We start from the raw sequence: 25,798 nt of genomic DNA on the forward strand, positions 1-25,798 counted from the left end.
TATTTTTGCTATAATTCTATTGAATTTAATAGAAAGGTTTTCTAGGGTTCCGCAGCACATTGCTGGACTGGTCCGAGAGAAAACTCATAGCTTTTGCAGCTATGCCACGGAAGGACAAAAGCCTGGGAGATACTGTTAATCAGATATCTCCCAGGCTTTTTCATTTTTTGAGCACTACTATTATAAGAAGGGAGCGGTTATTTTGCATTGGCTAAAAGTATTTATTGCCGCATTTTTTGAAGTATTTTGGGTTATCGGCTTAAAGCATGCAGACAGTCCTTTAACTTGGACAGGCACCATTTTAAGCATTGCTATAAGTTTTTATTTAATGATTATGGCAGGGAAAGTTCTCCCGGTCGGAACTGTTTATGCCGTATTTGTAGGGATGGGAACAGCTGGTACCGTCCTGTCCGAAATTATATTTTTCGATGAGCCTTTGAAATTTTCTAAAATAATTCTTGTACTTGTTTTATTAATAGGCGTGCTTGGCTTGAAGCTGGTGACAAATGAAGGAGAGGCTGAAGGAGGTGAGACTTCATGAGCTGGGTGTACCTCATTCTTGCAGGGCTGTTTGAAATGACAGGTGTAACTATGATCAACAGCTGGCATAAAAATCGCAATTGGCAATCGCTAGTGATGTTATTTGGAGGATTTGGAGCTAGCTTTTTATTTCTTGCATTAGCCATGAAGAGTCTGCCGATGGGAACCGCCTATGCAGTATGGACAGGCATAGGTGCTGCAGGCGGTGCAGTTCTTGGCATGATTTTTTATGGGGAGCCAAAGGATGCAAAACGAATATTCTTTATTGGAATGGTACTTAGCGCAGCTATCGGGCTTAAGCTAATTTCCTAGAAAAGAGGCCATGGAAATAATGGCCTCTTTCATTTGTCATATTGAATAAAACGAAACAAAAATATATCCAGTTCTTACCTTCCCTTACATTTCTTCATAAATTATAATGATACTAATAAATCATCAAAGGCAGGTATAAAATGACCAAATCATCAATCGTATTTACAGGAGGCGGCTCAGCAGGGCATGTCACCCCAAATATCGCCATTATAAATGAACTTTCAAAAGAAGAATGGGATATTCATTACATAGGTTCAAAAAAAGGAATAGAAAAAGAACTGATTACTGCCATGCATATACCTTATTACGGGATCAGCAGCGGAAAATTAAGGAGGTACATGGATAAAGAGAATGTGAAGGACATATTCCGTGTATTAAAAGGAATTCTGGAAGCAAGAGAGCTTCTGGGAAAGATAAAACCGAAACTTGTCTTTTCAAAAGGCGGCTTTGTTTCTGTTCCGGTTATTATTGCGGCAAATTCCTTAAAAATACCTATATATATACATGAAAGCGACTTGACTCCAGGTTTGGCGAATAAAATCTCACAGCGCTTTGCTACCAGGATATTTACGTCCTTTGAAGAAGCTGCAAAGCATTTTCCGGCTGATAAAACATCAGCGATCGGTTCGCCAATCAGGAGGGAGATTTTTTCAGGTGATAAAGAAAGCGGAAGAAAGCTGCTGGGGTTTACAGAAGAAAAACCCATTTTGACTGTAATGGGCGGCAGCCTTGGAGCTAAAAGAATAAACGAAACAATAAGGGAAGCTCTAAAGGAGCTTACTTCCACATACCAAGTCGTCCACCTGTGCGGAAAAGGGCAAATAGATAATAGATTAATAAACATTCCGGGCTACCGGCAATTTGAATATGTCAACGAAGAACTTCCTGATATTCTTGCTGCAACCGATACGATCGTGACAAGGGGAGGCTCCAATGCCATTTTTGAATTCCTGGCTTTAAAAATACCCATGCTAATCATCCCGCTGTCCAAAAAACAAAGCCGGGGCGATCAGATTTTAAATGCAGAAGCCTTTACAAAAAAAGGATACTCACTGATGCTGGAAGAAGAGCATTTAACCAAAAACAGCCTCATTCAATCACTCGAAAAGCTTGAATCAAGCAGAAGCAAAATCAGAAGTGCAATGGGAGCCTCAGCAATGAGCAACGCCCTTTCAGTCCTGATAAAAGAAATTCAAAAAATATAGACTAATACCAAAGAGATAAGCAAGCTTGAACGGGAGATTCCTAATGACTTTTCTGTAACAGAAGACCATACTTGATCATTCATTAATGGATGAAATTAACATCAAGCTTCCTAAAAAAATAGTTTAAAGCAGCATATTGGACTGAAAGGGATGATTAAATGTCTTACCAGGAGAATTGTCCATTTTGCAATCCTCAACATGATCGGCATCAGCATATCATTTTTGAGAACGAAACATGTTATTTCCTGCAGCATGACAAAGAACAGGATGTATTGGAGGGGAGCGGAGTTATTGTACCGAAAGCCCACCAAAGAGATGCCTTTCACTTAACACCTGAAGAATGGAACGATACATATGAACTATTGCAAAGAGCGAGAGAATATCTAGATCTCACATTTTCTCCCAACGGCTATACTTTAGGATGGAATGCAGGTGAAGCATCGAATCAAAGTATTCTTCATTGCCATCTGCATATCATACCGAGATATAATGATGAGCCGTATGCTGGTAAAGGGTTAAGACACTGGATAAAGCAGCCAGAGAACAAAAGAAAATGTAATAAAATAAGTCGGGAAGAAACACACAGCGGATAAATCTGTGTGTTTTTTTGCTCAAATCGTTTAAATGTTTTAATTAAACAAGGTGAGGATTGAACATAATGGAGAAAAAATATGCACTCATTACTGGCTGTTCAAGCGGCTTTGGAGCCTTAATGGCTATTGAATTAGCCAAAAACAGCTTTCATGTCTTAGCTACAATGAGAAGTACAAATAAAGCAGATTTATTAATGGAACTGGCTAACAGGGAAGGGGTGCAGAGTCATCTATCCATTCATGAATTGGATGTAACTTCTTCCCATTCAATAGAAAACCTGAAAGGTTTGCTGCAGCAGCTGCCTTCGGTCGATGTACTGATTAACAATGCAGGCTATGCTGGTGCAGGGTTTGCTGAGGAAGTTCCGCTGGATGAATACAGAGCCCAATTCGAAACAAATGTATTTGGAACGATTGCTGTAACCCAGGCGGTTCTGCCGTTTATGCGTGCACAAAGAAAAGGAACGATCATCAATATGAGTTCCATCAGCGGCAGGGCAGGGTTTCCAGGATTGTCTCCATATGCAGCCTCCAAATTCGCAATAGAAGGCTGGAGCGAATCGTTAAGGCTCGAAATGAAACCGTTTGGCGTTCATGTAGCCATGCTGGAACCTGGTTCATTTAAAACAAGTATTTGGTCAACCGGAAAAAAGATAACGGAAAAATCATTAAGAAAAGACTCGCCATATTATGTGTACATGACAAAGATTCAGGATTATCTTGATAAAAGCGAGCCAAATTATGAAGATCCAATTATTGTGGCAAAAAAAGCAGTCAGCATCGCCTTGAAGAAAAAGCCAACATTAAGATATCCAGTCGGAAAAGGGGTTAAAACGAGAATCAGCTTAAAAAATTTATTGAGCTGGAAAAGCTGGGAAAACATCATTTTAAAAAAATTATACAAAAACTATTTTATAAACAAGTAACCTGTAATGATTAGGCCCAATAAGAAAAAGGCAAAAGTTCCTGCAAGAAATGGATTCAAATGGATAAAAAAATTTGCCCGCTCTTCTTCATTCATATGTGTCACCATATTCAGCTTTGAATCGGCAATCACATTATTGGTCCACGCGTCACCCTGGGAAAAGCCAAACAAGCTCAGAGCGAAAAGGACAAAGCTGCTGTAGGCAATTGTATCAAGAAGAGGGAAGTGAAAAAAATAAGAAACTCCTCCTGCTAAAATGGCTTCAAATAGCAAGAATGTCATGCTCCATAGCAAAAACTTTTTTTGTCTAGACATTCTGGGCCTCCTTATTATTAGCTTTACTAATTAAACGGATGAACAGATTAAAAGTTTCAAAATTTTCCTTTTTTTATTCTCTTTTCTGAAGTTCCTATTCCCCTGATTAAATTTCAAATATCAAGAGAAAATAAAAAAACTACCAATAATCATCAGGGGGAGATGGAATGAAAAATGGGAAGAAATCATTAATCATATTACTTTCACTCATGACCCTGCTGTTTGTCTGGAATCAAACGAAAGCGCAAGTATCCGGGCCATCAACCATCCATTTGCGGTTAATGGAAACAACCGATTTGCATGGGAATATGATTGGATATGATTATAAAGATCAAAAAAAGACAGTCGAATTTGGGCTTTCCAGAACGGCAACCCTGATAAAACAGGCGAGGGAAGAGGTCGCCAATTCACTGCTTTTTGATAATGGGGATATATTGGAAGGAAATGCACTGGATGAATATGCGTATAGGAGCCATCCGCTGGACCTTGCAAATGTCCACCCGGTCTTTAAAGCAATGAACACTCTGCTTTACGATGCAGCTACAGTAGGCAACCATGAATTTAACTATGGGATTGATTTTATGGAGGAAAGTTTAAGGGGAGCAAACTTTCCCTACATAAATGCCAATATATATGTGGAAGACAGAAATCAATTTGAAGAAGATGACCTCAATTATTTCAATCCATACACCATCCTTGAAAAGGAAGTGACAGATACGGCTGGGGAGAAACACAAGCTGAACATAGGGGTGATCGGCTTCATAACTCCCATTGTCGCAGAGTGGAATAAGGAATATTTTCGAGGCAACCTTAAAGTGAAAAATATTAAAGAAACGGCTGAGCACTTCATACCGATAATGAAAAGCAAGGGAGCGGATATCATTGTGGCACTTGCTCATACTGGTCTGCAATCAGATAAGGGATTGGATGAGAAGAAAGGCAACTCTGTATATGCGCTTAGCAAGGTGAAAGGAATTGATGCCATCCTTTTTGGCCATAGCCACAGTGTTTTTCCTGTCAGGGATGAATTGCAGGAAGTTCCTGGGATTGACTTGAAATCGGGTACTATAAATGGAACGGCTGCGGTCCAGGCGGGATATTGGGGCAATCACCTTGGACTCATTGACTTAAAAATTGTTAAACAGAATGGAGAATTTAAGGTCAAAAGCAGCATCTCTTCCATTAGGCCAGTCTATCGGACCATCAATAAAAAAAGCAGGCCAGCCATTCCCCCAGACCCGATTATTGAACAAATTATTAGAAATGCCCATAAAGAAACATTGGAATTATTGAGAAATAAAAAATAGCCCCTTTCGTGAAACGAAGGGGCTTTTCCAATTAAAAATCTTTCTCTGTATCTCTTGTAGATGGGTCTGATATTCTGTTTGCAGATTCTGGGATCGCGTCATACACAGCAGGATCTACTTCATTGATTGATCCATCTGCCAGTGCATTGAATAAATCGTAAAGAGGAGCCTTGACTGTTTCTTTCAGCATACCAGCCTGTTTTTGGCCTAAAGTCTGGCTTTGGCCTTTAATTTCCATCAGCATAATGGCTGCATCATTTAATGCAAAGGCACCAAGTGCAGTACCTGGAAGATTGACATCAGGATATTTCTGGACTGCTCCATAATGAGAGAATCCCCTTTGCAATGTCTCGGAAGCAAGGGCATTTATCTGTTTGCCCAATTTAAGAACATCTTCGTCAACTTCATAGTGTTCTCCTGTAAATGGATCTGTATATGGGTCTGCCACTACTGCAGCCAGCTGCATCGGTACAGAGCGATTATCTTCATCGGAGACCGCATTGAATCCGCGGTGATGGACATCAACAAACACATCAGGCTTTAATTCCTGGAAGACGCTTGTTACTGTTCTTGCTTCAGCTGTTACATAAAATCCGCCGAAGTTACTATTATTAGTGGTTCTATCATTTAGAAAAGCGGCTACTTCTTCTTTATCCTGGTCTTCAACTCTAAAATTCAAATTCGGATTGTAGTCGCGATTTTGGTCGTATCCCGGAATTCCGTAAACGATACGCCCATTATTATTCTGAGCTCTTTCGCTTCCATCGCTGTTATAGTACCATGGAGCATTAGTTCCTTCCGGAAGGTCAATGTTCTCCGGCAGCCAGGTTTGATGAGTATACCTTGTTGGATACCATTTTCCTTCATACTGGTTGTCTGCCCCCTCAGGATTGATGCGAGGCATAATCCAAATAGACACCTTGTCCAGCATATCATTTACCTCTTTCGATCCGGAAGATAATTTTTGAATGATATCAATAGCAGCTTCTGTACCGATTTGTTCGTTCCCATGAATTTGCGTCGTGATAAGTACCCGTTTTTTATTGGGATCGGCATCACCGAATTTCACAACATATAATGGCTCGCCTTTATCCTCTTCAGTTTGGTAGCCATCAGGAGACTGGTTGGAGTAGCCGGCAATTTCCAGCTTCATTTTGCCTTTAGATGAGGCTTCAAGCTTTTGAAGTTTCTGGTACAGCTCTTCATTTGACATATAGCTGGATAAAGAAATATTTTGTTCATTTTCAATGTAAGGTCCATTCGGGTTTGATTGCGGGTCTGCAAAGACAGTTGATGATGAGATCATTGTAAGTGCCAGTGCTGCAGGAATTACTGCTTTAGAAATTTTCTTCATTCTACATCCTCCTAAATTTTAAATTTAATATGTACACCGAAAATTTCGTGTTGCTCAATAAATAGTTTAATAGATGAAAGGGTTAAAGTTAACTGAAAATATTTTATTTTAAAAAAAAACGATTCAAAAGATATAGAAGAGAAAGGTTTTATCTATGTAAAAGGAACCGGATCTTATAGGATATTATTACCAAGATAGCCGATGCAAAAAAGGCGCCCGGACTTCTGGACGCCTTTTCCTTAAGAAATTGCAAATTCTTCGTTTTTTAAGTCTGTAATAAACATATGGCCAGGGGAGTGAGTAATCATGATTTCCGGTTTCACATGCATGGCGACTGCCTGAGGTGTAACTCCGCATGCCCAAAAAACAGGGACCTCACTTTCTTTAATGGTGACAGTATCTCCAAAATCAGGCTGATTGATATCTTTTATCCCGATGGCTTCCGGATTGCCAATATGAACTGGTGCGCCATGGACGGAAGGGAAGCGGCTTGTCACCTGTACCGCTCTGATCGCATCCTTTTCTGACATCGGCCTCATGCTGACAACCATCGGCCCCTCAAATCGGCCTGATTTCACAGATTCTATATTGGTTTTATACATGGGTACGTTACGATTTTCCTCAATATGCCGAATGGGAATATGATGATTAAGCAATGCTTCCTCAAAGGTAAAACTGCACCCAGAAGAAATCCAACTAAATCATCTCGCCAATAAGAGCTGATGTCTGTTAGCTCTTCAGCCAGTTCACCGTTTCGGTAAATCCTGTACTTTGGGATATCCGTCCGAAGGTCAGCATCTGGAGCTGACAAAGGGGGGATAGGCGATCCTGGTTCAGTGACATCAATAATCGGACATGATTTAGGATTTCTTTGGCAAAAAAGCAGAAATTCAAAGGCCATTTCCTTTGGAAGTATGGCCAGGTTCGCCTGAATATAGCCATTTGCCATTCCGGCAGTAGGCTTGTCCCAGGCTTGGCTGCGAATTAATTTACGTGCTTCAGCAGGACTCAACAGAGAAGGAGCATTCATGAAAATTTCCCCTTTCACTCTTATTTAAATAGCTGTGGAATGCCATTTATTAAAGAATATACACCCATGTATGACATGGCAATAACGATAACTATACCAAAGAGTGTCATCCAAAGCGGATGCTTATAATCGCCGACAATTTTTGTTTTGTATGCTGCAACAAGCATGACACCCAATGCAATCGGCAAAATTAATCCATTTAGTGAACCAACTAATACGAGTATTTTTACTGGTTTGCCGATGATGACAAATACAAGAGTGGATATAGCGATAAACGCAACAATAAGCCATTTATGGTATTTTTCCAGTGTAGGGCTGAACGTACGGATGAACGAAACAGACGTATAAGCTGCGCCAACCACGGATGTAACAGCAGCGGCCCACATAACAACCCCGAAAATTTTATAGCCTATGTTGCCCGCTGCCAATTGGAAAACGGAAGCAGGCGGGTTGGAAGGATCAAGTGCAAGCCCCTGGGAAACCACACCCAAAGCAGCTAAGAATAGGAAGATTCGCATAATGGAAGCGATCCCGATTGCACTAATGGAGCTTTTGGTTACTTCAGGAAGGGCTTCTTTTCCTTTTACACCCGCGTCTATCAAACGATGTCCGCCAGCGAAAGTAATATAACCGCCAACTGTTCCGCCTACTAAAGTAATAATAGCTAGAATATCAATTTTATCGGGAACAAAGGTTTTGGCGACAGCTTCGCCAACCGGGGGCTGGGCCGTGAACATAACATATATGGTAAGGCCAATCATGACAAAGCCTAATATTTGAGTAAAGCGGTCCATCAGTCTTCCAGCTTCTTTTACAATAAAGATTCCTATTGCCAGAATTCCGCTCAGCAAAGCTCCCATTTCAGGAGAGATGCCGAAAATAACATTGGTTCCCAAACCCGCACCTGCAATATTTCCAATATTAAAAGCCAAACCGCCCATTACAATCAGGGCAGCCAGGAAATAGCCAAGCCCAGGCAAGATATCGTTTGCAATATCCTGTGCCCGCTTCTCGGAAACCGCAATAATCCGCCAAATATTCATTTGTGCTCCAATATCAATAATAATCGATACTAATATAACAAAGCCGAAGCTAGCCAGGAGCGTTTCAGTAAATACAGTTGTTTGTGTCAGGAACCCGGGCCCGATGGCTGATGTAGCCATCAGGAACGCGGCACCCAGCAAAAGACTTGCATTTGATTGCTTTTTCACTCATTTTCCCCCTGTTTTGTTTAATTTTAAAGTGTCTCGGATAAAAATTTAAGAAACATGGCCCCAATACCGCCTTTTGTTTGTGAAAAAGGCGATCCAAGGAAATGAAATTTAGGGTTATCGCCAACTTTGCAAAAAATATCATCAACTTTGCCTATATATCGTCAACTAAGCATTTTTATCATCAGCTTTTGCCAAATTTCATCAACTCAGGCCAAAATATCATCAACTTCCCATAAAGGACTTGTTCATCTCAAAAAATCACTAATTTTTGCTACCTTAATCCCTGCATCCTTCAGAGCAGTTGGGATATATTTAGCAAATTCAAGTGCGCTTTCACCGTCCCCGTGAATGCATATTGTGTTGGCTTCTATAGAAACTTCCGTACCTTGAATAGAAGTCACTTTACCTTCCTTAACCATTCGGATCACTTGGTTGACCGCAGCAGTATGATCTGTGATGAGCGCATTGCTTTCCCTCCTTGAAGTCAGCGTGCCATCCTCCTGGTATGTGCGGTCGGAAAAAACTTCATGGGCAGAGCGGAGACCAAGCTTTTTGCCGGCTTTGACTAGTTCACTTCCAGCGAGTCCGAATAAAATTAATTCAGGATCCACTTTGTAAACTGCCTCGGCAATTGCCTCTGAAAGGGAGGCGCTTTTGGAGGCCATATTAAACAATGCTCCATGAGGCTTCACATGCTGAAGCTGTCCGCCCTCTGATTTAACAAAAGCATGCAAAGCGCCGATTTGATAAACCACAAGATCATAAGCTTCCTGGGGTGTAATGCTCATTTCCCGCCGGCCAAAGCCTGAAAGGTCCTGTAAACCAGGATGAACGCCGATGCCAACATTCTTTTTCAAAGCCATCTGTACCGTTTTCCTCATTGTTGCAGGGTCTCCAGCGTGGAAGCCGCACGCAATATTGGCAGAAGTGATATAATCCAGGATTTCCTCATCCCGTCCCATCTTATATGCTCCAAAGCTTTCACCCATATCACAATTAATATCCACAATATGCATTGAAATTCCTCCTATCTGGTTTTCAAATGTATTCCTTGTTTTAATTCCTTCAGTTTCCATTCCCTGTTGAGATATAACCGCTGAGCCTCTTCATGCGAAATCTCTGTAAACCTTAAGGTATCACCTGGCTTGGCCTGCGCAAGCAGCGGAAGATCGACATAAGCCACTTGACCGATTTTAGGATAGCCTCCTGTTGTTTGCCTATCGGCGAGCAAAACGATTGGATTGCCATCCGGCGGAACTTGAATGGATCCGAAATTGACTGCTTCGGAAATTAATTCCGCCGGCTCTTTCAATGAAAGGAAAGGGCCCTTTAGCCTGTAACCCATTCTGTCTGACTGGGGAGTTACTTTAAAAGAAGCTTCAAAAAGGCTTGACCGGCTGTCCTTTGAAAATAATTCATATTGCCGGCCTTTCACGATCCGGATGACTGTATTGGACTCGAAAGCAGGGATGAGCTCTGCCGTGATAGACCAATCATTCTCTATAAAGGATTCATGCTCTAAATGATGAGATAAATAGTCCATCATTTTTCCCGATAATTCTGATGCTGCATCCAATTCAAGCAGGTCCCCAGCTTTTATTGCCCGTCCATTATAGCCCCCAATGCCAGCTCGAAGGTAGGTTGATTTGCTTTTCATGACTTCTGGGACGGAAATTCCGCCAGCTACAGCCAAATACGCCCGGCATCCTTGCCGGCAATGCCCGAATTTGAGTTCACTTCCTTTTTTTACAAAGACCGACCTCCAAGAGCGGACGGGCTTGCCATTTATTTCAGGACTTAAATCCCCGCCGCAAATTGAGATTAGGGCGTCTTTTTCGAAAGTGACCGTTGGCCCCAGCATCGTTATTTCCAAAGCAGGTTCATTTCCATCGTTTCCTGTCAGCAGATTCGCTACTCGATGAGAAAGAGGATCCATGCAACCGCTGGCAATCACTCCAAACTTTTGGAACCCGGTTCTTCCCAAATCCTGTATGCTGGAAAGGAGGCCCGGCTTTTCAATTTTCAGCATGACTCCGGTTCCTCCCGCTTCTCGTATTCTTCAAGGCTAATAGGTTTAAATTTAATTTTATCTCCAGCTTTTAACAGAGTAGGGGACTCATCATACGGACGAAATAGTTTAGCAGGAGTGCGCCCGATCAGCTGCCAGCCCCCTGGTGTTTCAATCGGATAAATCCCCGTCTGCATCCCGGCAATCCCAACAGTGCGCTCCGGTATTTTCAGTCTCGGAGATTTCCTCCGGGGTGCAGCTATTTTCTCAGACATGCCGCCAATAAAAGGGAATCCTGGTGCAAAGCCAATCATATACACCAAATAGTCACCTGAGGAATGAATTTGAATTACCTCCTCAGGTGTTATCCCATTATGCTTTGCTACAAACTCAAGGTCAGGACCATATTCACCGCCGTAGCATACCGGGATTTCCACTACTCTTGATTCTGGAGAATAGCTCACTTCAAGATCTTCCAGAAAGTTCTTAATTAACGAACAAACATAATCATAAGGAAGTAAACCATCTGAAATCTGATAGATTAGCAGAGGTTCATAAAAAATAGTGACTGTTGTATAGGCAGGTATATATTCAATCATCCAATCCGGAGGCAGATTTTCAAGTGCTGCTGTTAAGGTTTGGACCCTTTGATGGGATTCCTGGCTAATTTCATGCCCAAGTTCAATAAGAACAGCATTGTCTCCCAAAGGGTGTAATCGATATTCCAACTATTTCACCTCTTTCATAAAAAATTATTACTGTAATAATAATTTCTTCTTGTTCCTATTTGAAAACTGAAATCTAATTCTTTTGATAAGGGGGTGCCAACCCTGATTTACAGCCTTTCACATTAGAACAAGTCCAGTGTTTTCCAATATGCAGAATCTTAGGAAAGCTAAATATATTATTCTATAATAGACTGAAAATTCTTTTTGTGCAAATTATCCGGATAAACGGAAGACTAAAAAGGATGGGAGTATATCTTTTTACTTTACTGCATGGGATCTTTTTGAATCAGATTTTGAAAACTAACCATGAAAAAAGGTGCAAACCAGCCGGTTCACACCTTTTTCCAGATTCAGAAACAGGAACTCTATTGCATCAAGCCGAAGCGGAGAAGTATGGGCCTATGCTGCACTTGCATTCCCGCTGACCTTCTTGCAAAAGTTCCTTTTTTTGCAATGCCAAATGAATACCGTGAAGTCGCTGTAAACCTGATCATGGCTTCAGTCCCTCCTTTTGGGTTTGGCTTTGCATTACTGTCTTTTCCACGATTTTAGAAAAATAAAACATTTTGGCAATAACAAAAGCGCCTACAAAAATATAGAAATTAATGATAAGATAAAGTGATAGCTAAATAGAAATCCGTATGCCTACGGTAGAGGTTCTAGCTACCCTCTTTAAAAAACTAAGGAAAACAGGTCTGCTTTCTTAGTAGTCCTGTTTTTCTATTAAAAGGAGAATTTTCTAATGAAAAATGATAAAGCGCTTGTTGTGTTCAGCGGAGGCCAGGATAGCACCACTTGCTTATTCTGGGCAAAAGAACGTTTTGCAGAAGTAGAAGCAGTAACTTTTAATTATAACCAGCGACACAAGCTTGAGATTGAATGTGCCCGGAAAATCGCAAATGAATTGGGAGTCAAGCACCATATTCTTGATATGTCTTTATTGAATCAGCTGGCTCCAAACGCCTTAACCCGTGATGATATCGAAGTGAAGGAGGGAGGAGAAGGAGAACTTCCATCCACATTTGTACCGGGGAGAAATCTATTATTCCTATCTTTTGCAGGGGTGCTGGCAGGCCAGATAAATGCCAAGCATATCGTTACAGGTGTCTGTGAAACAGATTTCAGCGGATATCCCGATTGCAGGGACGTCTTTATAAAATCACTAAATGTTACATTAAACCTTTCGATGGATGGGCAGTTCGTCATTCATACGCCATTAATGTGGCTTAATAAGGCTGAAACTTGGAAACTGGCAGACAAGCTGAATGCCCTTGAATACGTGCGTGAAAAAACCCTTACCTGCTATAACGGAATTCCTGCTGACGGCTGCGGTGAATGCCCGGCATGCCATTTAAGGAGAAAAGGGCTTGAAGAATACCTTCAGAAGAAAGGGGAGCATTAAGCCATGTACGGATTCAGAATAGTAGATAAACTTCAAAAAATCGATAAGGACATTAAACGGGATCAGCTAAAGTACCACCACAAACGCGTATTGGTCAGCAAGGAATTTACATTTGATTCCGCCCACCATTTGCACTGTTATGAAGGAAAATGCAAAAACCTCCATGGCCACACATACAAGGTCATCTTTGGTATTAGCGGATTTGTGGATGATAAAGGATTGATGATCGATTTTGGCGATATTAAAGAAATCTGGAAAAATGAAATTGAGATTTACCTGGACCATAAATATTTGAATGAAACACTGCCCCCTATGAATACGACAGCAGAGAACATGGTTGTCTGGATTTTTGAGAAAATGGCGGAATCTATTCAAAATAGGAAAGATCAATATATTGGCGCAAGAGTTGAATTTGTCCGTCTTTATGAAACTCCTACAAGCTATGCAGAAGCGAGAAGGGAGTGGATGGAGGTTGAGTAAGATCCCAGTTCTTGAAATTTTCGGCCCGACGATTCAGGGGGAAGGAATGGTGATCGGCCAGAAAACGATGTTTGTCCGCACGGCAGGCTGTGATTATTCCTGCAGCTGGTGCGATTCTTCCTTTACATGGGATGGAAGCGCAAAAGATAGCATCCGCCAAATGGAGCCGGACGAGATTTGGAAAGAATTAAAGAAATTAGGCAGCGAGGGGTTCTCTTTCGTGACAATCTCAGGAGGCAATCCCGCTCTTTTAAAAAACCTTAATGAGCTTATTGCATTGCTGAAAGCAGAAAGGATAAAAATTTGTCTTGAAACCCAGGGAAGCCGCTGGCAGGATTGGTTTTTAGAAGTCGACGAACTGACTATTTCTCCTAAGCCTCCAAGTTCGGGAATGAACACAGATTTTGGAATCCTTGATATGATCCTCGAAAATCTGCAAAAAAGAAACGATGCTGAAAAGAATGTTTCCCTAAAAGTCGTCATCTTTAATGATAAAGACTATGAGTACGCTAAAAATGTTTATGAGCGATACCCCGGCATTCCATTTTATTTGCAAGTAGGAAATGATGATACAGCTTCAGCGGATGACCAGGAGCTTATTCAAAAGCTGCTCGCCAAATACAATTGGCTTATTGAAAAAACCATGAAAGACCACGATTTAAAAGATGTAAAAGTTCTTCCCCAGCTCCATACTTATATTTGGGGCAATAAGAGAGGCGTATAGTAGCTTGCTAGACCCGTACCTATTTTCGTGCGGGTTTTTCTAATTGGCAGCGTTTTACAGAAAAATTTGCTTGTCTTCAAGAATTATATGTTATTATAACGTTTGAACTTAGCATTATATACCAGTTCGAAATCTAATAGTTAGGGAGAGTTAGATGACTGATCAAACCATTATTCGATTTGATAGCGTTACAAAAAGGTATGATAATGACGAGCCAGTTTTGAATAATGTAAGTTTTGAAATTGAACGGGGGAAATTTTATACGCTTTTGGGTCCATCTGGCTGCGGCAAAACCACCATTCTCAGGCTGATTGCTGGTTTCATTGAACCTTCTGAAGGCGAAATCTATTTCAATGGGAAAATGATTAACCATGTGCCGGCTAATAAACGGCAGGTGAACACCGTCTTTCAGGATTATGCTCTCTTTCCCCATCTGAATGTTTTCGAAAATATTGCTTTTGGCTTGAAAATTAAAAAGATGAAGAAAGCCGAGATTGAGAATAAAGTGAAGGAAGCATTGCGCTTTGTCAATCTTGAAGGCTATGAAAATCGTGAAATTAAAGAGATGTCGGGCGGCCAGCGCCAGCGTGTGGCGATTGCAAGGGCCATTGTCAATGAACCAGAAGTCATTTTGCTTGATGAACCGTTATCTGCCCTGGACTTAAAGCTCAGAACCGAAATGCAGTACGAACTCAGGGAATTGCAGCAGAGACTTGGCATTACTTTTATATTTGTCACACACGACCAGGAAGAAGCACTGGCCATGTCGGATGAGATTTTCGTACTGAATAATGGCATTATTGAACAAAGCGGCACCCCTACAGATATTTACGATGAACCAATCAACCGTTTTGTTGCTGATTTTATCGGAGAATCGAATATAGTAAGCGGAACCATGATCCAGGATTATCGCGTTCAGTTTGCCGGCAAAACCTTTGAGTGTGTGGACGGTGGTTTTGAAACAAATGAAGAAGTCGAAATCGTTATCCGGCCAGAAGATTTAGCCATAACGGCACCTGATAACGGCAAACTCCAGGTAAAAGTGGATTCACAGCTGTTCAGGGGAGTCCACTACGAAATCTGCTGCTGCGACAACGATGGAAATGAGTGGCTGGTCCACTCGACCAAAAAGGCTGTTGTAGGGGATTCGATTGGCCTTCACTTTGACCCTGAAGCCATCCATGTTATGAGGCATGGGGAAACTGAAGATGAATTTGATAAGCGGCTTGAAGCTTATGAAGAGGGAAGCCATGAGGAATAATTCAAGGAACCTCTATTTGATACCATATGTTTTATGGATTGTGCTTTTTGTCATCACACCTTTGCTGCTTGTCCTATATTATTCCTTTTTTGATATAGAAGGGCAATTTACGTTTAAAAACTATAAGAAATTTTTTACGCCCGTCTATTTAAAAATGACATTAAGTTCGTTCTGGTATGCGTTTTTAATTACATTTTTTTCTTTGGTAATTGCCTACCCGACAGCATATTTGCTGACGAAAACAAAACATAAGCAGCTTTGGCTTCTATTAATCATACTGCCATCCTGGATTAACCTGCTCCTGAAGGCATACGCTTTTCTTGGCATATTTGGTACATATGGTGCAGCCAACAGCTTTTTGGAGGCAATGGGCATAGGAAGCAAGCAGATCCTTTTTACTGATTTCAGCTTCGTTTTTGTATCGGTTTATATCTTTTTGCCTTTTATGATATTGCCGATCTTCAATTCATTAGATGAGTTAAATCCAACACTTGTGGATGCTTCTAAAGATCTTGGGGGGTCCTCCTGGATAACGTTCAGGCGTGTTGTTTTTCCTTTAACTCTTGATGGCGTTAAAGCCGGTTGCCAGATCGTCTTTATTCCCGCCTTGTCGTTGTTCATGCTGACAAGGCTCATTGCTGGAAACCGGGTAATCACATTGGGGACAGCAATAGAACAGCATTTCCTTGTGACGCAGGACTGGGGAATGGGGTCGACGATAGCGGTATTCCTTATCATTGCAATGATCCTTATTATGGTCCTGACAGGCAGAAGAAAGCGGGGGATACTATAATGAAAAAAAACAGGAAACTGCCGGCAATTTATTTGGCTATTGTATTTGCGATCCTGTATGCCCCGATATTTTACTTGATCTATTATTCGTTCAACAGCGGCGGAACCATGTACCAGTTCGAAGGATTCACACTTGAATGGTATCGGGAGCTGTTTGATGATACAAGGCTTTTAATCATTGTTCTGAATACTGTTATTGTTGCATTACTATCTGCAGCTATTTCGACTATCATTGGAGTTGCAGGGGCGCTTGCCATAGCATATGCGAGAAAAAGAAGAGTGAAAACTACGCTGCTTTCACTGAATAATGTGCTGATTGTCAGCCCTGACGTCATAATTGGGGCCTCCTTTTTAATTCTTTTTACAATGATTGGCCTGAATCTGGGATTCATATCTGTTTTGCTGGCCCATATAGCTTTTAGCGTCCCAATTGTTGTATTGATGGTTTTGCCAAAGATAGAAGAGATGAGCCAGTCCATGATCTATGCTGCGATGGATCTCGGGGCAAGCAGGTGGGATGTTTTGTCAAAAGTCATTCTGCCTTATATTACTCCTGGCATTTTTACAGGCTTTTTCATGGCGTTGACATACTCGCTGGACGATTTTGCTGTAACTTTCTTTGTGACAGGAAACGGTTTTACAACCCTGTCAGTAGAAATTTACTCATTGGCAAGAAGGGGAGTTTCCTTAAATATCAATGCTTTATCTACACTGCTGTTTCTTTTCACCATTTTGCTTGTAGCAGGCTATTATGTCATCACCAAGCGAAATGGAAAGGCGAATGGGATGGGGGTAAGGCAATGAAAAAGCTCGTTCAAGCGCTCGCCGCAGTTTTAGCTGTTTCATTAGCCCTGCTGTACATTGTATCCCGTCTGAATTCTTCTCAGGGTTTAACTAGCGGCAGCACGCTGACCATTTTTAACTGGGGCGATTATATTGACGCTGAGCTCGTGGAACAATTTGAGCAAGAGACAGGCATTAAAGTGATTTATGAAACCTTTGATTCAAACGAAGCCATGATGACCAAAATTGAACAGGGCGGGACCGCTTATGATATTGCCGTTCCTTCCGAATATGCCATCGAAAAGATGAAGGAGGAAGGGCTTCTTTTGCCGGTAGACCATTCAAAAATTCCTAACTTAAAATATATTGACTCCCGTTTCATGGATTTGCCTTTTGATCCGGACAATGAATATTCCATCCCCTATTTCTGGGGTACTGTCGGAATTTTATATAACACAGATATTCTGGGTGACAAAAAAATCACAAGCTGGAATGACTTGTGGGATCATGAACTGAAGAATCAAATCCTTCTTATTGATGGGGCCCGTGAAGTAATGGGAATGGGGCTGAATAGTCTTCATTACTCACTGAATGATAAAAACAAAGATCACCTGGTTGAAGCGAAAACTAAACTTGATAAGCTCACACCAAATATTAAGGCTATTGTCGGAGACGAAATCCGGATGCTGATGGAAAATGATGAAGCAGGCATCGGAGTGGTTTGGTCCGGTACAGCGCAGGAACTCATGTGGGAAAAAGATAATCTTGAATATGTTGTACCTAGGGAAGGATCTAACCTTTGGTTTGACAATATGGTGATCCCTAAAACGGCTAAGAATCCAGCTGCAGCACATCGGTTTATAAATTTTATGCTTGATCCGGAGGTTGCTGCTCAAAATACCGAATATGTAGGATACTCCACGCCAAATAAAGAGGCGCTGAAATATATGGAAGAAGAAATCATCAGTGATGAGCGATTTTATCCTGATGAAGACATGACTGCACGCCTTGAGGTATATGAGAACTTAGGGAAAAAAATGCTTGCTTATTATAATGAACTGTTTCTTGAATTTAAAATGCATAAGAAATAATTATTTTGACTGCCAGGACATGTATCTGGCAGTTTTTTGCTGAAAAGATTTTTTGAACTCTGGGAATGCTAGCAAAAAGGAGTGAGGATAATGAAAATAGTCTATAGCTTTCTGTTATTGATTTTTTCATTTTCAGTTACTGGAGCTGAGGCAGGAGCCTCTTCACAAAAACCGGAGCTGGCAATTGTCATCGATGACCTTGGCAACAATATGAAGGGTACGTCTGAAATGATGGAATTTTCCTGTAAGCTTAACCGTAGCTGTCATGCCTTTCATGCCAACTACTAAGCAAGATGCCGAGATGGCGGTGAAAAATGGCCATGAGGTTATTATTCATATGCCAATGGAACCGAAAAGAGGGAAGAAGAGCTGGCTGGGACCGGGTGCCATTACAACCGATTTGAGCAATGAAGAAATCCGCAAAAGAGTGGAGGCTGCTATTAAAGAAGTGCCGCACGCTGTCGGGATGAATCACCATATGGGCTCAAGGGCAACTGAGAATGAACGCGTCATGAGAATCGTTCTGGAAGTCTGCAAGGAGCATGGGCTTTTTTATCTGGACAGCAAAACAACTGGTAAGAGTGTAGCAGGGAAATTAGCCAAAGAAATAGGAGTTCCATATGTGGAGAATAATATATTTTTCGACGATATTTACACAACTTCCCATATAACCAAACAGGCGGATAGGCTAGCCGAAAAGCTTGTTAAAAATGAAAGGATCATAGCCATTGGCCATGTAGGCATCACAGGAACGAAAATGGTATCCGTCCTGAAAGAATATATCCCTGTCTATAAACAAAAAGCCGAGATTGTACCACTATCTGAACTAATCCCTGGCTACGAATTCATTGACAAAGGAATTTAAAAAATAAGGACTCTTTTCGTAAGTTTGTTGTTTTTTGAAGGCAAACTTAGTTTATCGAACTGAGTTGATTGCAGCGGAGCACACTTGACTCCTCCTCAGAAGAGAGGGAAGAGGGAGACCCCACAGGCGAAGCCAAGGAGGCACTCATTCCTCCCCGCGGAGATCAATTGTCCCGTGCTGAAATCAACGGGCAAAGTTTATAAACTAAAACAACAATCTATGAGAAAAGAGCCAAAAATAAAGCTGCAAACCAGTGCGGTTTGCAGCTTTTATGGTGTGCAATAATGCAGTTCAGTGGTGGCATAGGTATCCAAGGGGGCCGCCCACATTCCGGTCTGGTTAGTCTACGCAACGAAGCGAAGTTAGAAGAGGTGGGCGGCCGTGAATATAGTATATGCAAACAGAGCAAAACGATGCAAAAAACCTTCCTGAACGCTGGCATGACATGCTTTAATTATTAATTAATAAGTTTTTCCCGTACAGCTTCAGCGGATCAGCTGAAACTTTTAATAATTAAGCAAAACCAGGAAGAGCCCTTTATTAAAACCTTTTTTGAAGATTTATTATTATTTTATATAATATAGTTTACATAAAAATATTATGATAAACAAAAAAGAAAATACCTTTCCTGTATTCGACAAGCTTCCGGATTTTGCAATTTATATAAAAAAAGTCTTTTGACCTATTCTCCTTATGTCCATTGTTTTTAAATCTTCATCCACGAATATAGTTGCAGGAAATTAAGCATAATTTAAATCCTTTTTATTCGGATGATAGGAATATTAGCTGGTTTTTTCGGTATCTGTCTAAATATGACAATTTATTTTGCTAGTAAATCTTATAATGGGCTGGCATATAAAAAAATTGGAGGTGCTGGTTATTGTCAATGAAGAAGAAGTGGAAAAGCGGTCTAGTTGTCTTTACAGCAATTTCCGGATTGAGTTTCACAACGGTATATCCTTCCTTTAGTACTCCAACGGCAGCTTTTCAGCAAGAGGGGGAGCCTTTACCCGCTGAAGAGCCGGCATCCATCGTACAGGTTGAACTGCCAAATAAGGAGACTTTGGAAAAATTGCAAGAATTGGGTATCGACTTGACTCACCGAGTACATGTACATGATGGAGTAATTGAGGCGGATGTTGTGGTAACACCTACCGAAATCGCACAATTAAAAGCACAGGGAATAAAAGTGAAAGATACGTTAATCAATGAAAAGCAATGGAAGGAGAGAACTGACCAGCGAAGACAGGCTCTTCAGCTGGAGAGTTCTATAACTGCAGCAGAGGATCAATTAGAAATCCTGAGGGCAAACCATTTTACTAATCAATCAGGCACATTTTTATACATTGAAGCAAAGTCCAGTGCAGGGGAGGCATCGAGCACTGCTTTGACAGCATACTGGGCAGAGGATGGGGTTGATAAATCCGCCACACTTGAAAGGGTTTCAGATATGGGTGAATATTTATATCATTCTCTGCTTTTACCGGTTGATCAGATCCCCGAGCAGGTGAAAGTGGACAGCAATCTCGGCGCAACGGCAAGTTTATCTGTAACAGAATGGCTTGGCGAGGAGAAACCAGGCAATCCGAAAAAACATTATGTTAAAGACTTTATTGACCATTATATGGATCCGACTGAACTTTATGAGCGGGCTGAAAAATTGGCAGAGGAATTTCCTGAATTGGTTGAAATTATCGAAATGCCAAATAAAACAAACGGTTACAGGAGGCACGCACAAGCTGTCATCGGAAGTCATACGGATAATAGCTTGGTAGTTACATCAAAGGCTTGGGGGCATGAAGGCGGCAATGATATTTCAGTAGAAATCAAAAATGCCGGGAATAGCAACTCTCCTCTTAATGTAACAATTGAAGAGGATCATATTATGGTTCAGCCGGCTACAGATGGCGCGGGTAACATTATAAGTGCTGCCAGAGATGTTGCTGCTGCCATTAATGCCGGAGCAGGAAATCTGGTGACAGCTAGTACATACAGAGGAGACAGCGGAAATGGAATTGTCAAACCTGCCGCAGCGCAGTTAACAGATAACCTTAAGGCACCGGATAACATTTCAAGAGAACCCTTTACTGTAAAAGCAATTAGAATCGGAAAGCATCGCGATGGCTCAAAACCTGGTGTCCTTGGATATGCACAGGAACATGCCCGTGAATGGGTAACACCTCTTGTTACGATAGAAACAGCAGAGCGTTTGCTAAGAAACTATGCACATGATGGGGAAACAAAAAAATTGGTAGATAATCTTGATATCTTCTTAGTACCATCTGTAAATCCGGATGGAGCCCACTATAGTTTCTATGACTACAATATGCAAAGAAAAAACATGACGAACCATTGCGGACCAACATCATCAGATCCTGCATATCGAAATAACTGGGGCGTCGACTTGAACCGCAACCACTCAGTTGGTTCAGCTTTCGACGGATATATTGGTGCGAGTACTACAAACTGCAGGAGTACAACTTATGCGGGACCAGAAGAAACCTCAGAGCCAGAGGCAAAAAATTTAGTTTGGCTTGCAGACCAAAATCCGAATATCAAATTTGCGATGAACATCCACAGCTACGGCGGATACTTCATGTGGTCACCTGGAGCATATGATGCTGATCGTACGACATTGCCTAGGCCATCTGCTGGTGAAGAATCCTTTTATTGGGCAGCATCCGGCCACATTTTAAACCAGATCCAGGATCACCGCGGTACTGTCATATTGCCAAGCCGTACAGGTCCGATTCCTGATGTATTGTACTCTGCAGCCGGCAACTCTGCTGATTATTTATGGTATGAAAAAGGCATCTACGCTTGGAACTTCGAAGTGGGCGCTGATCTATGGGATGCAGAAGCAAACAGATGGAGAGCAGTCGGTTTCCAGCCAGACTTTGAAGAAGGCCATGAAGAAGCAATGGAGTTTGCCAACGGGCTAATCGGATTGATCGAGGTTGCCTATAATCATTCCAAAGATAAACAGCCTCCGTCTACAAAAGCTGTTCCAGGAAAAGGCATCTTTAATGGCCCAGTAGAAGTAGAATTCCAAACAAGCGAACCCGCCACAATCTACTACACAGTTGATGGCAGCAAGCCAACCTTTGAATCTAATAAATTGCAGCTTAGCGGCACCCGTGAACCTGCCGAAATGCTTAGAATCGATCAAACCACTACCATCAACTGGTTCTCAGCAGACACAGCCGGAAACATAGAAAAAAATTATAACCCAATTGAAAAAGGGAACAACTACAATACTGCCAAAATAACAATTAAATAATGCTAAAAGGCCCCAGCCAAGGATCATTTCCAGCTGGGGCCTTTCGTTTTTGCCAAAAAAGACTCACTTTGAATAGCAGAAGATACAAATACCGGTATAACTTGGGCATTGACCGGTATTTTATCGGCCTAAATGACTATTTTACCGGCCATTCAACAAACAGGTGAAAACCGGCCACATTCAGGGCCGGTCTCTTTTAAGCAATTATCATATCAGTCTTTAATTCTCCAACAATCTCCTGAACCTCAGAACCTTCCAGTGTTTCTTTTTCAAGTAGGGCATCTACAAGGTTTTCGAACTGTCGCTGGTGGTTTGCAATTAACAATTCACATCTTTCCAAAGCTTTGCGGAATAAATCCTGCATCTTTGCTTCCTTCTGACCTTTGTTAAACGTAAGCTCGAATCCGTTGTCCAGCAGGCCTGTATCAACCATTTGCTCAATTATATGCTTTGCTTGTTTGACGTCTCCGCTGACCCCGATGCTATGCTCGCCAAGGATCAATCTTTCGGCTACACCGCCTGCCAGAATCATAGCAACCTGATCAAGCAATTCACTTGTTGTAGACAGGTGAAGTTCCTTTTGAATTGGAGCTACATATCCAAGGGCTTCACCACGAGGAATAATGGTTGCCTTACGCACAGAACCCGGTTTTGTTAATGCAGCTACCAGTGCATGGCCTGCTTCATGGATGGCAACACGCTGCTTCGTTCCAGAATCCTGAAGAGCACGGGTAGTTGTTCCAAGAATCGTGCGGTCAAGCGCATAATCTAAATCTTCCTTTGAAATAATTTCCTGGCCATTCCGAACAGCTCTTCGGCTTGCAGTTTCAAATAAGGAATGAAGGTCTGCGCCAGAGAAACCAGAAGTACTCTCAGCCAAATCACCAAGGGTTGTCATGACATCTTCAGCAAGCAGCCGGTTTCTTGTATGAATATTGATAATCTCTCTTCGGCCCTTTGTGTCTGGAAGCGGAACATTGAAGGAGAAGTCAATGCGTCCTGGACGAAGGAATGCTTCATCCAGCATATCTTTCCGGTTTGTTGCAGCGATAAACAAAATGCCCTCATTTGTATGTCCGCCATCAAGCTGGACAAGCAATTCTGTTAATGTTTTTTCGCTTTCTTCTCCGCCATGCTGCTTGCGACGGCCTGCAAGTGCATCCACTTCATCAATAAAGACAACAGCAGGTGCATGCTTTCTCGCATTCTGGAAAAGGTTCCTTACACGGGAAGCACCCACTCCGACAAACAGTTCATTAAACCCAGATCCGCTGGTGGAGAAGAACGTTGCGCCAAGTTCCTTGGCAATTGCCTGTGCCAGCAGTGTTTTTCCTGTTCCCGGAGGTCCGTATAAAAGAATTCCTTTCGGCGGCTTAATGCCCATTTTCAGAGAGCGTTCAGGCTCCTTTAAAATAGAAAGGGTCTGCATAATTTCCTCTTTCATTTCTTCCTGGATACCGCCGACATCATCAAGTGAAATGGAAGGAAGAGGCTTAGGCTTTGAGACACTTTGCTTCATTGTATTTGTAGCACCCATTCCGCCTTTTCCGGATTTGTATAGGTATATTCCAATAGCAATTAATAATAGGATAAACCCGCCAAGAATCCAAGGCGTATAAGGTCCTGTAGTTGCAAAAGTATATTGTATATTATAGGTTTCTACTAATTTATCTACCATTTCACTATTTGGAGGCACATGTGAAATATACTCTCCATCAGGGGCAGTAATCAGCAGTTTACCGTTTTTATATTCCTGTATTGCAACAGTTTTTCCATCCTGGGAGGCAATAAGCTTTTCCACAGTAGAAAATGGGACTGTCACATCCTTTTTTCCTGCTTGAACGGTCCAAATAACCGCTGCCAAAATCACCGTGACCGCCAATAAAAGCAAAACAATCGTTGAAGGTTTCTGTAAACGTGATTTCAACTAATTCCCTCCTTATAGAAGAACATAACTACATTATAAGGAAAAAGGAATGTTATTTATAGGCTTTTACACTTTTTAAACGTTGTAAATTATGGAAAAATAATAAATTAACCGCGAAACTGTATTATAACAAGTTTGAAAAGAGACATAATTGTGAAAAAAGTGTGACAAAAATGAAGGATATTCGCTCCTCCCAATCCAGGTTCCCCTCTCTGCGTCTCAATTATTTTTCCGTAAATTCATATGATTGGAAGTTAAAAGGAAAATCATTAATAATAGAACTTATGACTATATAAATCGAAAAAGGGGCAGAGGATGAAACAGCAGGACTTTACGAAAGGGAATATATTTAAACAGCTTTTATTATTTTCAGCTCCGATTATGCTGACCAATTTGCTGCAGGTCTCCTATCAATTCATTGACAGCCTTTGGGTGGGCAACTTGCTTGGAGCAAAGGCTCTGGGTGCCATCGCGGTGTCTGGGACCGTTATTTTTACTGTCCTTTCATTCATAATCGGCATAAACAATGCAACTTTAACCATTTTGTCGCAGCAGAAGGGAGGCGACAATGAAGAAGGCCTAAAGAGATATTTAAATGCGTTTGTTGTCATTTTAGCCATCATGTCTGTAGGTCTAGGCTTGGCTGGATTTCTATTTGCGGAAAAAGTATTAATCCTCATGGGAACTCCAACGGGAATGATTTCAGACGCGGCCTCTTATTTGCAAATTAATTTTCTCGGCATTCTGTTTTTATTTGGCTACAATTTTATCGGCACTGTGCTTCGGGCATTGGGGGACAGTAAAACACCCTTATACTTTGTGATGATTGCGGTTATTTTAAATACGATATTAGATCCGATTTTTATCTGGACATTTCAGCTTGGGATCGAAGGGGCAGCCTACGCAACTATTGTTTCACAGGGAGTTGCGTTTCTCACAGGCTTGGCGCTTATTCTCCGCAAAAATCTGGCTCCTTTCACCATGCCTTCATGGCCGCAGAAGGAGGAGGCTGCTTTACTATTTAAACTCGGCATTCCTTCTGGTCTTCAAATGACTGTAATTTCAGCAGGTGTAATGGCCATTATGAGTGTGGTTACGTCTTTTGGAGGAGACGTAGTTGCCGGGTTTGGGGCAGCACAGCGGATTGATAGCATTATTATGCTTCCCGCAATGGCCTTGGGGACAGCCGTGAACAGTATGGCCGGCCAAAATATTGGCGGGAATGAATGGGGACGCGTTCACAAAATTGCTCTTTACGGTGTCATTTATAATCTTGCCTTTATGCTCATAATCGCCTTAGTAATTGTTTTATTTGCTGAATATGGCGTCACCCTGTTTATACAGGATAAAGCAGCACTGGAATACGGAGCGGAATATCTAAAAATGATTGCATTCTTTTATCCCTTGCTGGGAATTAATTTTATTTTAAATGGGATTGTCAGGGCAGCAGGAGCAATGTTCCAGGTGCTCATACTCAACATTATTTCTTTCTGGGTACTCCGCTATCCTCTGACCTTTCTCTTTTCATCATTTATGGGAGAGAATGGGATCGCTTTAGGTATGGGCGTCAGCTTTTCCATCAGCAGTGTGATTGCTTTTCTTTATTACCGGTATGGAAAATGGAATGAGCAAAAGCTTTTTAAAGAAGAGAAATAATGCTTT

At 41.6% G+C, this 25,798-nt stretch carries 22 protein-coding genes, 2 pseudogenes and 2 riboswitches; of the genes and pseudogenes, 16 read left to right on the forward strand and 8 right to left on the reverse strand.

The annotated features are described in order from the left end of the window. Window positions 1-30 precede the first annotated feature (30 nt). Window positions 31-131: riboswitch (guanidine-I (ykkC/yxkD leader) on the forward strand. 71 nt (window positions 132-202) lie between these two features. From L634_RS0109200 to L634_RS0109220, 5 genes are all read left to right on the forward strand, one after another. Further along, complete coding sequence (locus L634_RS0109200) at window positions 203-541, forward strand: DMT family transporter (protein WP_026582199.1); 339 nt, start codon at window positions 203-205, stop codon at window positions 539-541. Next, the gene (locus L634_RS0109205; RefSeq protein WP_026582200.1) at window positions 538-852 is read left to right on the forward strand and encodes a DMT family transporter; all 315 of its coding nucleotides are present in this window, start codon (window positions 538-540) and stop codon (window positions 850-852) included. The genes L634_RS0109200 and L634_RS0109205 overlap by 4 nt, the downstream gene beginning before the upstream one ends. A gap of 140 nt (window positions 853-992) precedes the next feature. Next, the gene (locus tag L634_RS0109210) at window positions 993-2,057 is read left to right on the forward strand and encodes an undecaprenyldiphospho-muramoylpentapeptide beta-N-acetylglucosaminyltransferase (protein ID WP_026582201.1); all 1,065 of its coding nucleotides are present in this window, start codon (window positions 993-995) and stop codon (window positions 2,055-2,057) included. Between the two features lie 158 nt (window positions 2,058-2,215). Beyond that, window positions 2,216-2,650, forward strand: coding sequence for an HIT family protein (locus L634_RS0109215; RefSeq protein WP_026582202.1), 435 nt, complete (start codon window positions 2,216-2,218; stop codon window positions 2,648-2,650). Between the two features lie 65 nt (window positions 2,651-2,715). Beyond that, window positions 2,716-3,576, forward strand: a complete 861-nt coding sequence (locus L634_RS0109220; protein WP_026582203.1) for an SDR family oxidoreductase — start codon at window positions 2,716-2,718, stop codon at window positions 3,574-3,576. Here the strand turns inward: L634_RS0109220 and L634_RS34265 are convergent. After that, window positions 3,558-3,890 carry a hypothetical protein gene (locus L634_RS34265; RefSeq protein ID WP_232233738.1) on the reverse strand — a complete coding sequence of 111 codons (333 nt, stop codon included), beginning with the start codon at window positions 3,888-3,890 and terminating at the stop codon, window positions 3,558-3,560. The genes L634_RS0109220 and L634_RS34265 overlap by 19 nt on opposite strands. A gap of 167 nt (window positions 3,891-4,057) precedes the next feature. Here L634_RS34265 and L634_RS0109230 point away from each other — a divergent pair, with 167 nt between their 5' ends. Continuing rightward, the gene (locus L634_RS0109230) at window positions 4,058-5,197 is read left to right on the forward strand and encodes a metallophosphoesterase (protein WP_026582204.1); all 1,140 of its coding nucleotides are present in this window, start codon (window positions 4,058-4,060) and stop codon (window positions 5,195-5,197) included. A gap of 31 nt (window positions 5,198-5,228) precedes the next feature. Here the strand turns inward: L634_RS0109230 and L634_RS0109235 are convergent, their stop codons facing one another. From L634_RS0109235 to pxpB, 6 genes and pseudogenes are all read right to left on the reverse strand, one after another. Further along, a complete protein-coding gene (locus tag L634_RS0109235; protein ID WP_026582205.1) occupies window positions 5,229-6,551 on the reverse strand; it encodes a M14 family zinc carboxypeptidase in 1,323 nt (440 codons plus the stop codon). A gap of 239 nt (window positions 6,552-6,790) precedes the next feature. Beyond that, window positions 6,791-7,581: pseudogene (locus tag L634_RS30900) on the reverse strand (putative hydro-lyase). A 20-nt stretch (window positions 7,582-7,601) separates the two neighbouring features. Then, complete coding sequence (locus tag L634_RS0109245) at window positions 7,602-8,744, reverse strand: NRAMP family divalent metal transporter (protein WP_232233739.1); 1,143 nt, start codon at window positions 8,742-8,744, stop codon at window positions 7,602-7,604. Between the two features lie 296 nt (window positions 8,745-9,040). After that, window positions 9,041-9,811 carry a LamB/YcsF family protein gene (locus L634_RS0109250; protein WP_026582207.1) on the reverse strand — a complete coding sequence of 257 codons (771 nt, stop codon included), beginning with the start codon at window positions 9,809-9,811 and terminating at the stop codon, window positions 9,041-9,043. Between the two features lie 11 nt (window positions 9,812-9,822). Beyond that, window positions 9,823-10,824: a biotin-dependent carboxyltransferase family protein gene (locus L634_RS0109255; protein ID WP_026582208.1), complete on the reverse strand. Its 1,002-nt coding sequence runs from the start codon at window positions 10,822-10,824 to the stop codon at window positions 9,823-9,825. Beyond that, complete coding sequence (gene pxpB, locus L634_RS0109260) at window positions 10,818-11,531, reverse strand: 5-oxoprolinase subunit PxpB (RefSeq protein ID WP_026582209.1); 714 nt, start codon at window positions 11,529-11,531, stop codon at window positions 10,818-10,820. The genes L634_RS0109255 and pxpB overlap by 7 nt, the downstream gene beginning before the upstream one ends. A 647-nt stretch (window positions 11,532-12,178) precedes the next feature. After that, window positions 12,179-12,221: riboswitch (PreQ1 riboswitch) on the forward strand. A 52-nt stretch (window positions 12,222-12,273) separates the two neighbouring features. Here pxpB and queC point away from each other — a divergent pair. The 9 genes and pseudogenes from queC to L634_RS30910 all read left to right on the forward strand — a co-directional run bounded on the left by queC (window position 12,274) and on the right by L634_RS30910 (window position 22,209). Beyond that, window positions 12,274-12,933, forward strand: a complete 660-nt coding sequence (queC, locus tag L634_RS0109270; protein WP_026582210.1) for a 7-cyano-7-deazaguanine synthase QueC — start codon at window positions 12,274-12,276, stop codon at window positions 12,931-12,933. Between the two features lie 3 nt (window positions 12,934-12,936). Continuing rightward, the gene (queD, locus tag L634_RS0109275; RefSeq protein WP_026582211.1) at window positions 12,937-13,413 is read left to right on the forward strand and encodes a 6-carboxytetrahydropterin synthase QueD; all 477 of its coding nucleotides are present in this window, start codon (window positions 12,937-12,939) and stop codon (window positions 13,411-13,413) included. Further along, on the forward strand, window positions 13,406-14,137 hold the full coding sequence (queE, locus tag L634_RS0109280; RefSeq protein ID WP_026582212.1) for a 7-carboxy-7-deazaguanine synthase QueE: 732 nt from the start codon (window positions 13,406-13,408) through the stop codon (window positions 14,135-14,137). The genes queD and queE overlap by 8 nt, the downstream gene beginning before the upstream one ends. Window positions 14,138-14,291: 154 nt before the next feature. Further along, window positions 14,292-15,398, forward strand: a complete 1,107-nt coding sequence (locus L634_RS0109285) for an ABC transporter ATP-binding protein (protein ID WP_026582213.1) — start codon at window positions 14,292-14,294, stop codon at window positions 15,396-15,398. Beyond that, window positions 15,388-16,191 (forward strand): ABC transporter permease, encoded by an 804-nt coding sequence (locus L634_RS0109290; RefSeq protein WP_026582214.1) that lies wholly within the window; start codon window positions 15,388-15,390, stop codon window positions 16,189-16,191. The genes L634_RS0109285 and L634_RS0109290 overlap by 11 nt, the downstream gene beginning before the upstream one ends. After that, entirely contained in the window at window positions 16,191-16,994 is an 804-nt protein-coding gene (locus tag L634_RS0109295; protein ID WP_026582215.1) for an ABC transporter permease, read from the forward strand. Before L634_RS0109290 ends, L634_RS0109295 begins: the two co-directional genes overlap by 1 nt. Beyond that, the gene (locus tag L634_RS0109300) at window positions 16,991-18,064 is read left to right on the forward strand and encodes an ABC transporter substrate-binding protein (protein WP_026582216.1); all 1,074 of its coding nucleotides are present in this window, start codon (window positions 16,991-16,993) and stop codon (window positions 18,062-18,064) included. Before L634_RS0109295 ends, L634_RS0109300 begins: the two co-directional genes overlap by 4 nt. 90 nt (window positions 18,065-18,154) lie before the next feature. Further along, a pseudogene (locus L634_RS30905) lies at window positions 18,155-18,929 on the forward strand (divergent polysaccharide deacetylase family protein). 886 nt (window positions 18,930-19,815) lie between these two features. Further along, complete coding sequence (locus L634_RS30910) at window positions 19,816-22,209, forward strand: M14 family metallopeptidase (protein ID WP_232233740.1); 2,394 nt, start codon at window positions 19,816-19,818, stop codon at window positions 22,207-22,209. 196 nt (window positions 22,210-22,405) lie between these two features. Here the strand turns inward: L634_RS30910 and L634_RS0109325 are convergent, their stop codons facing one another. Beyond that, entirely contained in the window at window positions 22,406-24,136 is a 1,731-nt protein-coding gene (locus L634_RS0109325; protein ID WP_026582218.1) for an AAA family ATPase, read from the reverse strand. Window positions 24,137-24,451: 315 nt separating this feature from the next. Between L634_RS0109325 and L634_RS0109330 the strand changes: the two genes are divergently transcribed. Further along, on the forward strand, window positions 24,452-25,792 hold the full coding sequence (locus L634_RS0109330) for an MATE family efflux transporter (protein WP_026582219.1): 1,341 nt from the start codon (window positions 24,452-24,454) through the stop codon (window positions 25,790-25,792). The last annotated feature ends 6 nt before the right edge of the window (window positions 25,793-25,798 follow it).

Source organism: Bacillus sp. J33 (genome assembly GCF_000518885.1).
Taxonomy (GTDB): domain Bacteria; phylum Bacillota; class Bacilli; order Bacillales; family Cytobacillaceae; genus Cytobacillus.

Excerpts from the sequence above, each read along its gene's own strand:
- L634_RS0109295 (WP_026582215.1), top strand. The coding sequence starts at position 16,191 with ATGAAAAAAAACAGGAAACTGCCGGCAATTTATTTGGCTATTGTATTT.
- L634_RS0109230 (WP_026582204.1), top strand. The coding sequence starts at position 4,058 with ATGAAAAATGGGAAGAAATCATTAATCATATTACTTTCACTCATGACC.
- L634_RS0109330 (WP_026582219.1), top strand. The coding sequence starts at position 24,452 with ATGAAACAGCAGGACTTTACGAAAGGGAATATATTTAAACAGCTTTTA.
- L634_RS0109210 (WP_026582201.1), top strand. The coding sequence starts at position 993 with ATGACCAAATCATCAATCGTATTTACAGGAGGCGGCTCAGCAGGGCAT.
- L634_RS0109220 (WP_026582203.1), top strand. The coding sequence starts at position 2,716 with ATGGAGAAAAAATATGCACTCATTACTGGCTGTTCAAGCGGCTTTGGA.
- queC (WP_026582210.1), top strand. The coding sequence starts at position 12,274 with ATGAAAAATGATAAAGCGCTTGTTGTGTTCAGCGGAGGCCAGGATAGC.
- L634_RS0109290 (WP_026582214.1), top strand. The coding sequence starts at position 15,388 with ATGAGGAATAATTCAAGGAACCTCTATTTGATACCATATGTTTTATGG.
- L634_RS0109250 (WP_026582207.1), bottom strand. The coding sequence starts at position 9,811 with ATGCATATTGTGGATATTAATTGTGATATGGGTGAAAGCTTTGGAGCA.
- L634_RS0109285 (WP_026582213.1), top strand. The coding sequence starts at position 14,292 with ATGACTGATCAAACCATTATTCGATTTGATAGCGTTACAAAAAGGTAT.
- L634_RS0109300 (WP_026582216.1), top strand. The coding sequence starts at position 16,991 with ATGAAAAAGCTCGTTCAAGCGCTCGCCGCAGTTTTAGCTGTTTCATTA.
- L634_RS30910 (WP_232233740.1), top strand. The coding sequence starts at position 19,816 with ATGAAGAAGAAGTGGAAAAGCGGTCTAGTTGTCTTTACAGCAATTTCC.
- L634_RS0109215 (WP_026582202.1), top strand. The coding sequence starts at position 2,216 with ATGTCTTACCAGGAGAATTGTCCATTTTGCAATCCTCAACATGATCGG.
- L634_RS0109235 (WP_026582205.1), bottom strand. The coding sequence starts at position 6,551 with ATGAAGAAAATTTCTAAAGCAGTAATTCCTGCAGCACTGGCACTTACA.
- L634_RS0109255 (WP_026582208.1), bottom strand. The coding sequence starts at position 10,824 with ATGCTGAAAATTGAAAAGCCGGGCCTCCTTTCCAGCATACAGGATTTG.
- L634_RS34265 (WP_232233738.1), bottom strand. The coding sequence starts at position 3,890 with ATGTCTAGACAAAAAAAGTTTTTGCTATGGAGCATGACATTCTTGCTA.
- L634_RS0109245 (WP_232233739.1), bottom strand. The coding sequence starts at position 8,744 with ATGGCTACATCAGCCATCGGGCCCGGGTTCCTGACACAAACAACTGTA.
- queD (WP_026582211.1), top strand. The coding sequence starts at position 12,937 with ATGTACGGATTCAGAATAGTAGATAAACTTCAAAAAATCGATAAGGAC.
- L634_RS0109205 (WP_026582200.1), top strand. The coding sequence starts at position 538 with ATGAGCTGGGTGTACCTCATTCTTGCAGGGCTGTTTGAAATGACAGGT.